Annotated in this window: 14 protein-coding genes; 11 read left to right on the top strand and 3 right to left on the bottom strand. The window is 49.6% G+C overall.

What is annotated here, in order from left to right; genetic code table 11:
* Positions 1-53: 53 nt before the first annotated feature.
* The gene (locus tag MHN31_RS18170) at positions 54-2,681 is read right to left on the bottom strand and encodes a flagellar hook-length control protein FliK (RefSeq protein ID WP_239444980.1); all 2,628 of its coding nucleotides are present in this window, start codon (positions 2,679-2,681) and stop codon (positions 54-56) included.
* Between the two features lie 104 nt (positions 2,682-2,785).
* On the opposite strand from MHN31_RS18170, the gene ccmA reads away from it, so the two are divergent.
* The 11 genes from ccmA (at position 2,786) to MHN31_RS18115 (ending at position 12,332) form a co-directional block, all read left to right on the top strand.
* On the top strand, positions 2,786-3,409 hold the full coding sequence (gene ccmA, locus MHN31_RS18165) for a cytochrome c biogenesis heme-transporting ATPase CcmA (RefSeq protein WP_125564107.1): 624 nt from the start codon (positions 2,786-2,788) through the stop codon (positions 3,407-3,409).
* Positions 3,409-4,095, top strand: a complete 687-nt coding sequence (ccmB, locus tag MHN31_RS18160; protein ID WP_010385720.1) for a heme exporter protein CcmB — start codon at positions 3,409-3,411, stop codon at positions 4,093-4,095. Before ccmA ends, ccmB begins: the two co-directional genes overlap by 1 nt.
* 1 nt (position 4,096) lies before the next feature.
* Complete coding sequence (locus tag MHN31_RS18155) at positions 4,097-4,834, top strand: heme ABC transporter permease (RefSeq protein ID WP_058797778.1); 738 nt, start codon at positions 4,097-4,099, stop codon at positions 4,832-4,834.
* A gap of 2 nt (positions 4,835-4,836) precedes the next feature.
* A complete protein-coding gene (ccmD, locus tag MHN31_RS18150; protein ID WP_010385722.1) occupies positions 4,837-5,043 on the top strand; it encodes a heme exporter protein CcmD in 207 nt (68 codons plus the stop codon).
* Positions 5,040-5,519, top strand: coding sequence for a cytochrome c maturation protein CcmE (ccmE, locus tag MHN31_RS18145; RefSeq protein ID WP_010385724.1), 480 nt, complete (start codon positions 5,040-5,042; stop codon positions 5,517-5,519). The genes ccmD and ccmE overlap by 4 nt, the downstream gene beginning before the upstream one ends.
* A gap of 1 nt (position 5,520) precedes the next feature.
* Positions 5,521-7,476: a heme lyase CcmF/NrfE family subunit gene (locus MHN31_RS18140; protein ID WP_239444979.1), complete on the top strand. Its 1,956-nt coding sequence runs from the start codon at positions 5,521-5,523 to the stop codon at positions 7,474-7,476.
* Positions 7,476-8,048 carry a redoxin family protein gene (locus MHN31_RS18135; protein WP_010385726.1) on the top strand — a complete coding sequence of 191 codons (573 nt, stop codon included), beginning with the start codon at positions 7,476-7,478 and terminating at the stop codon, positions 8,046-8,048. The genes MHN31_RS18140 and MHN31_RS18135 overlap by 1 nt, the downstream gene beginning before the upstream one ends.
* On the top strand, positions 8,045-8,518 hold the full coding sequence (locus MHN31_RS18130) for a cytochrome c-type biogenesis protein (RefSeq protein WP_010385727.1): 474 nt from the start codon (positions 8,045-8,047) through the stop codon (positions 8,516-8,518). The genes MHN31_RS18135 and MHN31_RS18130 overlap by 4 nt, the downstream gene beginning before the upstream one ends.
* A 5-nt stretch (positions 8,519-8,523) precedes the next feature.
* The gene (ccmI, locus tag MHN31_RS18125) at positions 8,524-9,789 is read left to right on the top strand and encodes a c-type cytochrome biogenesis protein CcmI (protein ID WP_125564117.1); all 1,266 of its coding nucleotides are present in this window, start codon (positions 8,524-8,526) and stop codon (positions 9,787-9,789) included.
* Positions 9,790-10,521 (top strand): VacJ family lipoprotein, encoded by a 732-nt coding sequence (locus MHN31_RS18120; protein WP_010385729.1) that lies wholly within the window; start codon positions 9,790-9,792, stop codon positions 10,519-10,521.
* Positions 10,522-10,715: 194 nt separating this feature from the next.
* Positions 10,716-12,332, top strand: coding sequence for a hypothetical protein (locus tag MHN31_RS18115; RefSeq protein ID WP_239444978.1), 1,617 nt, complete (start codon positions 10,716-10,718; stop codon positions 12,330-12,332).
* Positions 12,333-12,374: 42 nt separating this feature from the next.
* Here the strand turns inward: MHN31_RS18115 and MHN31_RS18110 are convergent, their stop codons facing one another.
* Together MHN31_RS18110 and MHN31_RS18105 are read right to left on the bottom strand one after the other, a co-directional pair.
* Positions 12,375-14,426: a TonB-dependent copper receptor gene (locus tag MHN31_RS18110; protein WP_239444977.1), complete on the bottom strand. Its 2,052-nt coding sequence runs from the start codon at positions 14,424-14,426 to the stop codon at positions 12,375-12,377.
* Positions 14,427-14,609: 183 nt separating this feature from the next.
* A complete protein-coding gene (locus MHN31_RS18105; RefSeq protein WP_010385733.1) occupies positions 14,610-15,833 on the bottom strand; it encodes an HDOD domain-containing protein in 1,224 nt (407 codons plus the stop codon).
* Positions 15,834-15,989: the final 156 nt, after the last annotated feature.

Genomic DNA, 15,989 nt, shown 5'->3' with positions numbered 1-15,989 from the left:
GCAAAAGTGAAAGCAGGTCGATTTTCTTTTGATCTTGGGCAGTAAAAATTGAGTTACACCTGAATACTGACGATGGCATGGCTGTCGTAAAAGCGCTTTACCTGCGAGGCATCTTCGCGCAATTCGATTTCACCAACCTGCAGACCATGTGCGGCAAGTTTGCTACGCAGCGCATCCAGGTGCGGCTGTGCCAGCTGGCAGACAGAGGGGCTGTCACCCACTATCTCACAGTCAACGGCTTTGTCCATCAACTCAGCCTGAACGCTTAACTGGCCGAGTTTAGCGTAATCAAAGTTGAGCCGCACAAACCAGACTTGTTTTTCCGGCATATTGGCTTTGGCCGGTTTCTTGTATTTGCCAATCTGTAGCTCACTTTGGCGACATTCCTGTGGCAATTTGAGCGGCATAAACAAGTTGATCAGCAACTGGCTCTCGCTGTCAAATTTCTGTGCCAACGGTGCCGGGCCGGCATTCGTAGCCAGGTTGTTTTGCAGCAGTGCCAGGTCGTCCATCAGGCTTGACTGTGCCTGTTGAGTTACCGCCTGAATAAACTGACTGGGCGCAGAGAGCTTGGTGCCGGGTTGCAGCGTTTCAACCAACGCGGCAACGCGCTGCTCTATGCTGGTTTGCGGCGTCATAGTCTGAGTTTTGGCGGCGAGTTGGGTGCCCAATAAGGTTACTATGAGCTTGTCCAGCGCCTGTGCAAAGCTGCTATTGGGCAGGGCAGGTTGAAGCTGGCTGGCCAAAGCGGGAAGCCGGGCAAACAGCTCATGACTCACTTGCTCTGGTGAGTGTCGCGTTTCGTCCATCATCTTACTGAAGGCCTGATGGACCAGGCGCATCAGGTCGGCAGACTGTGGGTTACGAAATTGCTGGGTTGCTGACAGGGTTTCACTGAGCTTCTGCTGCAGCGGTGGGCCCGATTGATTTGGGGCTGCCTCAGCCTGGCGTAAGGTTTTACTCAGGATCTGGGCAATAGGCAAAGATAAACTGGGCTTTGCTGTGGCCAGTTGCTCTGCCTTTGTCTGACTCATCTGGCCTTGCAGATGGTCAAGGGGTTTGCCTGGTATCTCAGCTTTAACAGGCTTATCAGTTGCGCTTTCTGCTAAAGCCATGGCTTGTTGTACTTGTGGGTTGATTATCTGCTGGGCATTGTACGGTTTTGACTGCTGAGGTACGACAGCCGAAAATACCTGCTGTAGCAGTGCCAGGCGCTGGGTAAAGGCGTTGGACGCTAAGGCCGCAGGCGGGGCTGAGGTCACCGGTTTGTCATTTACAGAGTGACCAGAGGTTGGCGGGTTTTTAGTCTCTGTGGCAGGGGCCGTGCTGCTTAATGCCGCAGTCGTTTGCGGTGATGCTTGAGTCGACTTGCTTTGATGGCTGGTTGTTGGTGTCGGCGGCACGCCGCGTTCAGCAGCTGGAGTGTTTTTGGTTGCAGCAGACGGTGCAACCAAGCTGTCTTTAGTGTGGCTTGTCTTTGTTATGTTAGTAAATACTTGCTCTACGCTATCGAGCAGCTGCAATAAAGGCTGACTGTGTACCGGCGTCATACTTTTCAGAACTAGGGCGGTATTATTCGCGGCTATCTGAGGCAAAATGGCGCTGGGTGATTGAGGTTTGGCTTGTGGCGCTTGCGTGGTGGCCTGTGTTAGAGGCGTGCTGTTAGCAGAGTGAGCGGGTGTTGCATTGAAAAAGGGCCGTGACAGCCACTGACCTATGGCTTGTTTAACCGTCTGTTTTATGTCTGCCATCGACACATTGAGCAAAGGTTTGTCGTAATTCAGTGTCGACTTGGATCCTGCGGCGGTGCTGGTTGCCTGCTCCAGATCTGCGGCAAAACGGTGTGTGGCCAGGTTGGGCAAGGCCTGTTGCAACGATGTGCTCAGCTTAACCTGTGTTGACTGCTTAGCAACACCGATTTGCAACCCGTCAGGTTGTGCTTTTAACTGGGCGTTAAACCAGCTATTAAGTTTCAGTCCACTCTCTGAATGTGGGGTTTTTACTTCAACCTGCTGGTTGGCAAGCTGGAGTGTCGCACTGTTGCGACCCAGTTTAATCTTGGGCTGTTCCTGGTTACCAAGTTGGGCAAGTAAAGAAGTAAGTTTGTGTTTACTTACTGGCGCTTTCATCAGCTCATCACCGAAGGCATTAAAAATTTGTAGCAGCAGGGTATTCTGCCGGGTACTCAGATTCGCGACGAGTTTATTTTCCTGTTTGAGTAAGTCAGCCAGGGCCGGGGGAACGGGTAACGCCAGACCAATTTTGTCCAGCATTAAAGTCGCCTGATTGCTGCCTTTGAGTTGTGCGTCGAGCTGCAAGGCGCTTTGGCCACCCAGCCCTTTGATCAAACTTAACAGGCTCAGTAACGTTTGCGCGGGTTTTATTTGCAGTTTTAATTCCGGGGTGCTGACCGTCAGTAAGGTACCGTCAGCACTGAGTTTTACTTCGGCTTCAGGGAGTTTGAGTGGCTGCTGTAACTGGCTCTGGCTCGCCAGTCGTACGCCTTGCCAGCGACCATCTATGGTGACTTCCATCTGAATGCTGTCGGGTTTTATTACCAGGTTGCGCGCATTGAAGGTTTGTTCAGCTGCCTGGGTGGGGTTTGCTGATGATCCGCGCTCATTAAGCTGTGAAGTGGCTAAATTTGCATTGTTTTGAATAGAAATCGTCGGCTTATTCATTATTTTAAATCAAATTTTCGTTGATCGGTCGCATCCAATTATTCGTATTACCCTACCATTATGATAGACTAACGCCCAATTTTTTAGCGTCAGAGAGTCGCGCCTTGCTAGAGATAAAGTCCGTCACGTGTGTTAAACAGGACCGCTGTTTGTTTGAGTCATTGAGTTTTTCGCTTCAGGCGGGTCAAATCATGCAAGTTGAAGGCCCAAATGGTGCAGGTAAAACGTCTTTATTACGTATCATTGCGGGTTTCGCCCGAGCCGACGAAGGTCAAATCTGTTTTGAAGGCCAGGATATCAGTCGCGATTACGACACCTTTGCAGAGTCCTTGCTGTTTATCGGTCATAAAACCGGGGTGAATCAGCAATTGACGGCCTACGAAAACGTACAATACTGGTTGCAGGTACATGGCTACGGGGCTGACGAGGATGAAGTTTACCCCTTATTAGGTCAGCTTGGACTGGTGGGTTTGGAAGACGTGCCGGTGCGAACCCTGTCGGCAGGACAGCAACGCCGGGTTGCGCTGGTCAGGTTATGGCTGAATAAGGCCCGCTTGTGGATCCTTGATGAGCCTTTCACTGCACTCGATAAAAAAGGCGTGGCGCTGCTGCAACGGCAGTTTGAATCGCACTTGGCAAATGGCGGCGCCATTTTACTGACGACCCACCAGGATCTGACCACTCAGTTCAGCTCCCTGAAAACCCTGGCTCTGGAGTACCGCCATTAATGAAGGTTGAGCATTCTTATTGGCATTTATTTGTCGCTGTTTATCGTAAAGATGTGACTTTGGCGTTCCGTCAACGCGCCGAAATCGTTAACCCACTTCTGTTTTTTCTGATAGTCATTTCGTTATTTCCGTTGGCAATTGGACCCGAACCGGCCTTGCTGGGGCGCATGGCTGCGGGTATCATTTGGGTAGCCGCGTTACTGTCTACCATGTTGGGTTTGGACAAGTTATTTCGCGATGATTATGCCGATGGATCGCTGGAGCAAATGATTGCTTCGCCATATCCTTTGTCTTTGTCTGTGTTGGCCAAGGTCGCCGCACACTGGACCATCACCGGATTGCCTATGGTGCTGATGGCACCTTTGTTTGCGCTGTTGATGAATCTCGACAGCCAGGCGTTGGGCGCAACCATTCTGACTTTGTTGATTGGAACGCCCTTATTAAGTTTTATCGGTGCCATTGGCGCCGCGTTAACCGTGGGTTTGCAAAAAGGGGGCATTCTGATGAGTCTGCTTGTTTTACCTTTGTATATTCCGGTTCTGATTTTCGCAACCTCTGCCATTGATACCGCCAGTATGTCGGTCGCCTATGGCGGGCAACTTGCGATCCTTGGTGCCATGCTGGCCGTCGCCATTGTCACGGCACCAATTGCTATATCGTCAGCTTTAAGAGTGAGTGTAAGTTAAAATGTGGAAGTGGTTACATCCCTATGCCAAAGCGGAGCGTGCTTACCAATTGTGTAACACCTTGCTTCCGTACTTTGTTACCGTAACGGCGGTGTGTATCGCCGTCGGATGGATCTGGGGCCTGGCATTTGCCCCAGCAGATTATCAGCAAAAGGACAGCTATCGCATTATCTTTATCCACGTGCCTTCGGCTATTTTGTCTATGGGTGCGTATTCTTCTATGGCCATTGCTGCGATTGTTGCCCTAGTCTGGCAGATCCGTAATGCAGAACTCGCTGTGGTTGCGATTGCGCCAGTTGGTGCAGCTATGACCGCCATTGCACTTATCACCGGTGCTGCCTGGGGTAAACCTATGTGGGGTGCCTGGTGGGTATGGGATGCACGTTTAACCTCTGAGTTAATCCTGCTGTTTTTGTACTTCGGGGTGCTGTCTTTATATCATGCTTTCGAAGACAAGAAGTCTGGTGGCAGAGCGGCCTGTATTCTGGCCATTGTCGGGGTGATTAACCTGCCAATTATTCATTTTTCTGTTGAGTGGTGGAACACCTTGCATCAGGGGTCAACCATCACCAAGTTTGATACGTCAGCCATCGATCCGTCTATGTTATGGCCGTTACTTATCAATATTTTAGGATTTGCTGCATTTGTCGGGGCACTCTCACTGGTACGCCTTAAAAATGAGATCCTTCAGGTCGAGAAGCACCGCCCCTGGGTGCGTCAGCTGGTTAGTCGAGGTTAAGTATGCAGTTTGAATCTTTGAGTGACTTTTTTCATATGGGTGGTTACGCCTTTTATGTGTGGCTGTCTTTTGGCAGTTGTGCCTTTATCCTGTTGGGATTGGTGTGGGCGTCGCTAAACGATGCCAAGCGCATTAAGCGTGAAGTAGCAGCACAAATTAAGCGTGAAGCGCGCATCAAGCAGGCCCGCGAAGAGGAGGTAAAAGCATGAACCCAAGACGTAAAAAACGCCTGTTTGCCGTTGTAGCCGTGATCTTCGGGATCGGCTCTGCCGTAGGTCTTACCCTGTATGCGTTGCAGGAAAACATCAATCTTTTCTATACGCCCAGTGAGCTAATTGAAGGTAAAGGGCCAGAGAAAGAGCTGCCTTATATCGGGCAAAAACTGCGCATCGGCGGTATGGTTGTGCCGGGCAGTGTGGATCGAGTTGAAACGTCTCTGGATGTGACCTTCAAGCTCATCGATACCGGTCCTATGGTAACCATTAAATACCACGGCATTTTACCTGACCTGTTCCGTGAAGGTCAGGGGATTGTTGCGCAGGGGACTCTGGTTGAACCTAACGTCATTGAAGCATTTGAAGTGTTGGCAAAGCACGATGAAGAGTATATGCCAGCTGAAATCGCTGAGGCAGTGAAAGGGATCAAGCATGAAAAACCTAAGTATAATTTAAACAGCGAGAACTAATATGATCCCTGAGATAGGTTATTTTTCATTGGTTCTGGCTATGGGCCTGAGCCTGCTGTTGTGTATTTTTCCTCTCTGGGGTGCTTATACCGGCAACTTGCGTCTGATGCGCACAGCCCCTTCGCTGGCTGTGGGTCAGTGCTTGCTGGTGTTGTTCTCTTTTGGTGTACTGATTTACATCACATTGACTGATGACTTTACGGTCGCTTATGTAGCGCATCATTCTTCCAGCACACTGCCTTGGTACTACAAAGTCACTTCGACCTGGGGAGGCCATGAAGGCGCTATCCTGTTGTGGTTGGTGATGCAGGCGAGCTGGACGGCACTGGTTGCTATGATGTCTAAGTCCTTGCCTTGGGTGCTGCGCGCGCGCGTACTGGGCGTGCTGGGTTTCCTGGGTGTTGGCTTTATGCTCTACACCTTGTGGATGTCGAGCCCGTTTGAGCGACTATTACCTTATTACCCGGTTGAAGGCCGTGACCTTAATCCACTGTTGCAAGATCCGGGAATGATCATTCACCCACCTCTGCTTTATATGGGCTATGTGGGATTATCTGTGTCTTTCTCTTTTGCTATCGCAGCCCTTTTGACGGGTAAGTTGGACAATACCTGGGCTAAATGGTCGCGTCCGTGGACAATGGCAGCCTGGGGCTTTTTAACCCTGGGTATTACCATCGGCAGCTGGTGGGCTTATGCAGAGCTTGGCTGGGGCGGCTGGTGGTTCTGGGATCCGGTTGAAAATGCGTCGTTAATGCCCTGGTTGGTTGCAACCGCGTTATTACACTCTCTGGCTATAACAGAGAAGCGAGGCGTATTTAAGTCCTGGACTGTTTTATTAGCCATCGCGGCCTTTAGCTTATGTCTGTTAGGCACTTTTATCGTTCGTTCCGGCATTATTGTTTCTGTACACGCTTTTGCGACAGACCCGGATCGTGGTTTGTTTATTTTATCTTTCCTCGCCTTAGTGGTTGGCGGCAGTTTGGCACTGTACGGGCTGCGCGTCAGTCAGGTTTACAGCGAAGGTCGTTATAAGCTTGTATCACGTGAAGTCGGGTTATGGGTGAATAATATTTTCCTGGTTGTGGCAACATTGATTGTATTACTGGGTACGTTATTACCCATGATCCATAAAGAGCTGGGGCTGGGGTCAATCTCCATTGGTGTGCCGTTCTTTAATCAGATGTTTGCGATTTTGATTGTGCCGTTTGCCATCTTAATGGGTATGGCGCCCATGCTGCGCTGGAAACAGAACAAGTTGCCACCTCTGGCTCAAAAGTGGGCGGGTATTTTTGTTGCGACCATAGTGATCACCAGTGCCTGGTTGTTCTCCAGCTTTGATGAAATCAGCACGCTGACCTATCTGGCTACGGCATTGGCGGTGTGGATCTGTATCGCCACGGTAGTCGACCTGGTGGAAAAAGTCAGTGTTCACCCAAGTACAGCACAGGGCCTGAAGCGTCTGGGCATGAGCTATTGGGCGATGGTGCTGGGTCATGTGGGTATTGCGTTCGTGATTGCCAGTGTGACTCTGACCTCTGCGTATTCAGTAGAGCGTTCAGTAGTGATGAAAAAAGGTGAAACAGCAACGCTTAATGATTACGAGTATCGCTTTGAAGGGGTAAACGAGATCCGTGGCCCTAACTATGGCGGCCATGCTGGCGAAGTCACCGTGTTCAAAGACGGTGAGTACGTGACCTTACTACACGCAGAAAAGCGCTTGTACGATGTGGGTATGCAATTTATGACTGAAGCTGCGATTGACGATGGTTTCTTCCGCGACTTGTATCTGGCGCTGGGCGAATCTATGGGCAATGGTGCCTGGTCACTGCGTATCTATCACAAGCCTTATGTTCGCTGGATGTGGCTGGGTGGTATCCTTATCTCCGTGGCTGGTTTCATTGTTCTGGCTGATAAACGTTATCGTCGTCGCAAGCAAACCTCTGTGGAGCATGCATAATGAACAAAAAGTTTTTAGGCCTGGTGCCACTGCTGATTTTTGTGTTGCTGTGCGTGTTCTTGTATCAGGGCTTGTTTGGCAATCCAAGAGAGCTGCAAACCGGCCGACTGGGCCAGACTATGCCTGCGTTTGAGTTGCCAGACTTGATGGATGAACAAAAACGCTGGACAGATCAGGACTTGCTGGGCGAGGTTTACCTGCTGAACGTATGGGGCACCTGGTGCCCAACCTGTATTGCGGAGCTTGGTTACCTTACCGAGCTGCGCGAGCAGGGCGTGCGGATCATTGGCTTATACTACGAGCAAGCCTATGATCCCGATTTTGGCGATCAGTTTGATATCAACTACCTGCGTACCGATGTCCAGCAAATGCTGGCGCGAGCAGGGGACCCTTATCAGTTTAATATTCTGGATTTGGAGCGCACTTTAGCGCTGGATTTAGGGGTTTCCGGCGCACCGGAAACTTTCCTGGTAGACAAAAACGGTAAGATCATTTTGCACCACACTGGCGATATTAATCCTCGGGTATGGCGCAGCAAATTTGCTCCGGCAATTCAGGAGTTGCAACCATGAAAAAACTAATGCTGGCATTGGCATTACTGGCTGGCCTGTGGTCGCTCAGTGCCAATGCTGTTGAAGATAAGTACCAGTTCAAAGATGCGGAAAGAGAGCAAACTTTTAAAGAGCTGGTGCAGGAACTGAGATGTCCAAAGTGTCAGAACCAGAACATAGCTGATTCTGATGCGGTGGTCGCAAAAGACCTACGTGACCGGGTTTTGGACATGGTTCATGAAGGTAAATCTAAGCAGGAAGTGATTGATTTTATGATCGATCGTTACGGCTACTTTGTTCATTACCAGCCACCCGTTACACCTGCCACGATTGTACTGTGGGTGATGCCTGTGGTGATCCTGGTATTGGGTTTTGGTTTTATTGTATTCAGACAGAAAAAAGCAGCACGTAAACAAAGCTGGAGCCCGGAAGATGAGCAAAAGCTCGCGGAGCTTATCAAACAAAGCCAGCGTAAGGAGCGTACTTCATGAATGAAATGATGCAAATGTGGGGTCTGTTTGCGCTCTTGACCGTGTTGGCAGCGTTGTTTGTGGTGATGCCGTTTTTCCGTCGCGATAAACTGGTTGCCGTGGATCATGATGCCAATGCTGAACGTATTGATATCTATCAGCAACGTTTACAGGAGCTGGCGGACGAGCTGGCCAATCAGCGCATCGATCAGAGCAGTCATGATGAATCTGTGCTGGAAATGAAACGTCGTTTGCTCAACGAGTTGTCACCAGAGCGTACACTGGATACTCGGGGTAATAATCTGGTACTGGCAGGCACTGGCGTGGCGTTTTTGTTGGTTGTCAGTGCGGTATTTTACTCTTTTACCGGCAGCCAGAAGCAAATCGCAGATTGGTATAAAGCCATTGATATGCTCCCTGAATACGGCCAGCGTGCTGTGATGCAAAGCGGTGATCCTCTTAGCCCGAATGAACTTCAGGCGTTTGCTTTGGGTCTGCGCACTAAGCTGGCAAACAGTGGTGATGATGCCGTTGCCTGGATGCTGTTAGGTCGTGTTGCAATGTCGCTCAATGACTTCGAAATGGCGATGCAGGCATTCGATAAAGCGCTGGAGATGCAACCTAATAACAGTAATGTGAAGGTGAGTTATGCTCAGGCGTTATTGGTTGAAGGATCAGAGAATGCGATGAACCGTGCCGCACGTATGTTGTCTCAGGTACTGCAACGTGAGCCACGTAATATTGATGCAATTTCTTTACTTGCGCTGATCGCCTATGAGCGTCAGGACTGGAAAGAATCTAAAGCGGCGTTTGAAGTCTTGCTGGCATCGATGACGCAGGATGATCCACGTTATACGATGATTAAACAGCGCATTACGGACTTGGACCAGAAGCTGAGCAGCGCGCAAGTTGCACAGCCAGCAATGCCTGAAAATGGCTTGCAAGTGTCGGTTTCCCTGGCAAACGAGCTGGCTGACAAAATTCCTGAGAATGCGACTTTGTTCGTCTTTGCCAAAGCGGCACAGGGACCACCTATGCCATTAGCTGTGGCTAAACTTACAGATTTTAACTTGCCATTGAGTGTCAATTTGGACGATAGTATGGCGATGATGCCTAACCTGAAACTGTCAGGGTTTAAAGAAGTGATTGTTACAGCGCGTGTTTCAGTGGATGGCAACGTGGCTCTGCAGAGTGGTGAGCTTGAAGGCGCGACTCAAACTATTACTTTGACCCCAGAGGCACAGCAGGTTTCGGTCACTATCAGTCGTGTTATAACCAGCACAGGAAGCTAAATGTATAAAAAACTCGTTGGCGCCGCTTTGGCGCTAATTTTATCCGGGTGTGCGCAAGTCCCCGAAGAAAAACAAGATCCGCGCGATCCACTGCAGTCGCTCAACCGACCGTTGTATGACTTTAATATGGATGTACTGGATGCCTATATCCTGCGCCCGGCTGCGAAAGGCTATATTGCCATTACGCCTGCGCCGGTCCGCAGTAGTCTGGTAAACTTTACCACTAACCTGTCAGCGCCTACGGACGCGGTTAACGCGGCCTTACAGGCAAAGCCTGGTGATGCGGGTGTCAACGTGGCGCGTTTTTTGGTTAACTCAACAGTGGGTATTTTCGGCCTGTTTGATGTCGCTAAATCGCTGGGTTTGGAACACAAAGACGAAGATTTTGGTCAAACCCTGGGTGTCTGGGGTGTAGGTGACGGCGCCTATTTGATGCTCCCGGGTTACGGTCCTTCAACGGTGCGTAATCTCTCCGGTGATATCGTCGACAATGTCGTTATTCCCAAAATTGCGCTTACAACACCAGAAACAATTCTGGTATTTGCATTGCGTGCAGTGGAAGCCAGAGCTAGCCTGATGTCACAGGAAAAGCTCCTCAATGAGTCACTTGATCCTTATATTTTCTTTAAGGATGTCTATTTACAGCGTCAGCTTTATGAACTCCACGACGGCAATCCGCCAATCGAAGAGGAGCCAGAAGAGTTTGATGAGGATTTCCTCGAAAACCTCTAAGCATTTATTAAGCCGGTCCAGCATTCACTGACCGGCTTTTTAGTGACCGTCGCCATCCCTATGGGCTTTGAGTGCCTGAAGTACGCCCAATATGAACTTTTCCTGAGAGAGTCAAAATCTGAGTTGCCATAGACACTTTGTTGACATTCAGCGCGCTACAGTGACTGCAATTTCACTCAACAAGGAACTATGACATGAAATACCTAAAATCACTTCTGGCCGTGTGTATTGCATTAAACCTGAGCGCTTGTGGCGATGATGACAAAATTAATCCACCAGGTGGAGGTGGTGAGCAGCCAGCACCTGGTCGTGTTGTGCATGATTTGGCACTCATTGCACCTCAAGCAGGTCGTGAACTGGTTGAAGACTTTCCGGTCTCAGAATATCTCGATTATGCACCGGGCGCGCAGCCGCTCACCAATCTGACAAGTTTGGACATCAATGGCCCGGACCTGCATACATTTCAGCAAGGCATTGAGGTGGGTAGCATTGATATCAGTGCTTCACCGCGTGTTTATCAGCCGCTGGCGCTGAGATTAACCGCACTGGATAGCATTGTGGCTACAGAACAGTATGAAGATGAGCTGTGGTATGTCACGGGCACCAATGAGATTTTCCAGCGCCATCTGATAAGTGACGAAACCACATCCTGGCGCTTAGAAACGAGCTTAGCAATCACCGAATTAGGCCTGGACAGCGATGACAACAGTGATATCTGGGGCTACGACGCGAATGCCCATCAGGTGATCCGATTTAAACCAGAAGACGAACAGCTATTGCTGTACCCGTTGTCGGATAATATGACTATTCAGGGCGTGTCTTATCTTGGGCAGGAGCTTTGGATACTGGCCTCAGAGTCCGGGCAGCCTGTGGTCATGCAGTTTGACGTATCAGAAGAGCAGATAACACAGCTTAATGGCTGGTATGTTACCGGGTTTGGTCAAGCGGAAATAACTGACTTAACGATATTTTCTGGCGAGCAGGTTGTGATCACCACCAATGCCCAACAGAATAACCTGGTACTGCTGGCCGACAGGGACAAGTTGCTGGGAGACGGGCCTATTGAAGATACCGGTGAACTGGTGGTGCAGAATCGTTACACGTTACCAGACGAGATTAAGCAGCCATCCGGACTTTGGTACACGCAGCAAGGGGGGTGGGAAATCGTCACCGATCAAGCTGAAGTCTACTCTTTGAATGCGGACTTGCAGATCCAGACCCGCACTGAACTGGCGTTTGCCTCGATACACTGTGGACAGGGTTGTACTGAAGCGGTAACAAGCAAAGACGGGGAGATCTTTGTGTTAGCTGATTCTAAGCTGATAGGACATTTTACATTGTCAGAGCAGGGGTATCAGCTGGTGCAAGAATACCCATTAGCACTGCATGAAGAGGGAGAGCCGCCTTATGAATTCTTAGGTTTAGCGTACGACCTACTCACAGACCGTTACTTCCTGGTATCCAATAGCGATGACGCGTCACAGCAGGACTGGTTATTTACCCTGGATAGTCAGTTTAATCTCATATCTCGCCAGCCGCTCAGTTACACCGGGGAGACAGAAGGGAGTCTCAATGAATATACTGCAATGGGCCTGTATTTCGCTGAAGATGCGTTGTGGATGGTATCTGAGCAATTCACAAAAGTGCTTAAGTTGACGCTGAGTGGTGAGATTGTGGCCGTCTACGATCTGCTGCCAGAGGATATGACTATGCCCAGTGATCTGGTTGTCAAAGATGGCAAAGTATATTTGATTGGAGATCACGAAAATGGTGAGCCGGTGCCACCGCTTATCGAGTTGATGATTGAATAAGTAGTGGCACAGGGGCTGGCATTGCCAGCCACATTAGCTCAATCAGAAGCGCCAGTTGACGTTGGCCCACAGTGTACGGCCGGCCTCATTCACTTTGTCGATTTGCGCATAGCCACTGACCATAGCGCCTGCGCGACTCAAATGTTCGGCATAGGCTTTATCCAGCACATTATCTACCCCGAGACTCAATAACAGCTCATCTGAATGGCTATAAGATAAGTTCAGTGCCAGTGTGCCAAAGCCATGGCTGGGTCCGACATCCTGACCGGCAATGTTACCCTGGCCGATAGCAACGCGGTTCTGGCTTTTTACGAGACGCCATAAACCGCCTACTTGCCATTTATCCAGCGTGTAATCCATGGCGAAACGTGCCTGCAGGGGAGGCTGCTGTGCCAGCGCCGTATGATCGGTTTTATTGCTGCCACGCACATAGTTGATGCTGGTTGTGAAATTCAGTTGTTTGCTGAGCTCAACCCGGGTTTCCATTTCCAGCCCCATTGTTTGCGCATCAATGTTCCGGGTCACGGCCAGCGTTTTGTCCATCACTTCGTACTGATTATCGGTGAGTAAGTAATCATCTATGCGGTTGTAAAACAAGGATACAGAGGTAGTCATAGCGGATTTTTGCAGCATCCAGCCGATATCCAGCTGGTTTGTTTTCTCTGTCTCCAGTAAGAAGGCACTCATGCTATCTATACTCCGGCGTCCGCCACCCATTAACTCCCAGTAATCGGGGAAACGTTCACTGTGCCCGGCACCGATGTAATAGCTCATATCTTTATGCTGGACCTGATAGCGTGTAAATCCGCTCCAGAGGGTGTCATCACGCGTCTGGTCGGCCGTTGGGTTAGGCATTGGCATCATCATGGAGCCAAGTTGCTGACGCTTATCAGTTGCTGACCAGTCATCAATACGCAGCCCGCTGACCCACTGGCTGCGCTTTGGGCCCTCTGTGTTGAGTGCGTATTCAAACTCGCCAAATAGCCCGGTTTGTTTAAACTCGGCATTATCACGGCGAGGCAGCGTTTCCACCGGCATCATTGGCTGGTTCATGCTAACGCGAATGCGGTGGCGGTTTTGCTGATGATCGACCCCGTAACGCAATGTGTGCTCTGTATTGATGGCAGAAGTGAGCATCAGTTTGCCACCCCAGGTGCGACGGTCGGGATTGGATGAGGTCGGGGTTTTCATCATCATAGTGGGCGTAAATGTGCGCAAGCTATGATTATCCATGATGTGATCTATGTTGTTGTAATACACATTGGCTTCCAGCGCGCGGACAAACCCGGTGAGTTCATCCAGTTCAACGCTGAGTGCAACATGATTACGGTCAAACTTGCTGCCATCCATCATGCGGTCAGCATAGGCGACCTCGCCATCACTGCGACCCAGGCTCAGGCTATAGAGGCTGTCATCATCGGGCGTGTAGGCAAACTCGGAATCGAGGTTCCACTTGTCATATGCCGAGTGAATGGAGTTACCTTCGCCGTCCTCATAGTCATCGGCGTCGCTTTTACTGGCAGCAAGGCGTGCATAGTAATCTTCTGTGCCCCCTTTAACATCTGCATTTACCATGCGCTTACCAAAACTGCCCAGAGTTGCATTGGCAAACCCTTGCCAGCCCGTTTCGCTCAGGCGCTCAGATTCACGCTCAAAAATGACAGTGGCGGCGCTGTTACCGGGGCCATAAAGGACGGTTTGAGGTCCTTTAATCACCGTTAAGGTATCGTAGGTTTGCGGTGTAATGTAAGCCGTAGGTGGATCCATACGGCCACCGCAGCCGCCAAGCGTCTGGCCGCCATCAGTAATAATGTTCAGACGTGATCCGGCCATTCCCCGAAAAACAGGGTCGCTGCTCGCGCCGCCTTTTTTAACTAAAGAAAAGCCGGCAATACTGGATAGCAGATCTGCACCATCCTGTGCTGGCAAAGGTTGCCTTGGGGCTTTAGGGTCGGTTTTGATATCTAAAGGACTGTGCATGGGCGCGATAACGACGATGCGCTCTAAACTGTCAGAGTGTGTGTCGTGCTGTGCATCCTGGCTGTGTGCAGAAAAAGCGGCCGTAACAGCAAGCCAAATAAGGTTTCTGGTCATGATTCTTCCCAAAGTGTTTTCACGTTGTTATTGAGAAGAATTTTACTTGTCAGACAAAAGGTTGGGATGTGACAAATTGTCGCACTTGCGTAAGATGTAGGGGAAAATATCGAAAACTTTGACCTAAAACAAAAACAGCCACCAAATGGCAGCTGTTTTTTGGATGATAAAATGCAGTGCAACCTATATGGCCATCACTTCCATTTGTTGATCACACCATTGCAGGGCTTCGTGGTAATAATCAGGCAACAGATCAGGGTCAAGGCCCAGTTGTTGCGCCAGTTCATTGGCCCCCTGCCAGTCGGCTTGCTCATAGAGTTTGATGAGCGCAAGGTAACTGGCCAACAGACCTTCTTGCTTCAATAGGGCATCTTTGATTTCAATGGCCAGTGGCAGCTTGCTCATTACACTGTCCATGCTTTCATCTAAAATTGCGTCCATCAGTGACATCATACCTGCCAGGAAGGCCATGCCGGTATCTTTTAGTTTTCGGTGTTTAACCGCTAATAACTCGGCAAAACGCGCGCGAGTCAGAGACAGACGGACCAGTTCGAGTGGTTTCTCTGAAGACACCTGAGAGGCAAATAGTAAAGAAAGAAACTTTTTCAGTTCCTGATTACCAAGTACTACCAAAGCTTGCTTAATGGTAGAGATCTCGGCACGACGTTTAAACGCGGCTGAATTCGAGTAGCGTAGTAGTTTATAGCTGAGGTTAACGTCGCGCTCGAATACTTGTGTGATCCGCTTTAAGTCGACGTCAACACTGGATGTTTCGTATAGCAGTTCGGCCAGCGCCATCTCTGAAGGGGGCAGGGTTTTACTCTGAACCACTTCGGGCTTAGCGAAAAAGAAACCCTGGAAATAGCTGAATCCAAGATCGAGGGCCTGTTGATACTGTTCATGTGTTTCGACTTTTTCGGCAACCAGTTCAATGTTTTTAAACGGCGCAATGGCTTCTTTGATCTCTTCAATGGTCGCGACATCTGTGGTCAGCATGTCTATCTTGATTTGATCAATGAAGGGATAGAAATGTCGCCACACTTTTTGATGCTGATAATCATCAAGCACTATGGTGTAGCCTTTTTGCTTCAGGTCCTGCACTGCACCCAGCAGGCGTTTGCCCGGCTGTACGGTTTCAAGAATTTCTACTACCAGTTGTTCGCGCCCCATCATGGTGGGGTAACCTTTCAGCAAGGTGTCGAGTGTGAAGTTGATATAAGCCGGTTTATTGTCGGTTAAATCTTCCAGACCAAAGTTAAACTGACTGCCTTCGATCAATCTGGAGGTCGCTTCTGAGCCATCTATTTCAGGGAAGACATTGTCTAAACCATCGCGAAAGAGCAGCTCGTAGCCCACGAGTTCTTTGTTTTTGTTTAGGATTGGCTGCCTGGCGGCATAAAAATACATGAAAGATACACCTGACTGAATACTTCTACTGTTCATCAATATAAGGCAATCTCAGGCATATTTCATTAACTAATTCAGCTTGTTTCAGCTTTTGGTATTAAGGTATGAGGTTGTTTGCGCGCAATTCATGCGCACTTTACCTTGTGTAACTTGGGT

Source organism: Pseudoalteromonas sp. McH1-42 (assembly GCF_022347845.1).
Taxonomy (GTDB): domain Bacteria; phylum Pseudomonadota; class Gammaproteobacteria; order Enterobacterales; family Alteromonadaceae; genus Pseudoalteromonas; species Pseudoalteromonas rubra_D.
This window is presented reverse-complemented; position numbering and strand designations above follow the sequence as displayed.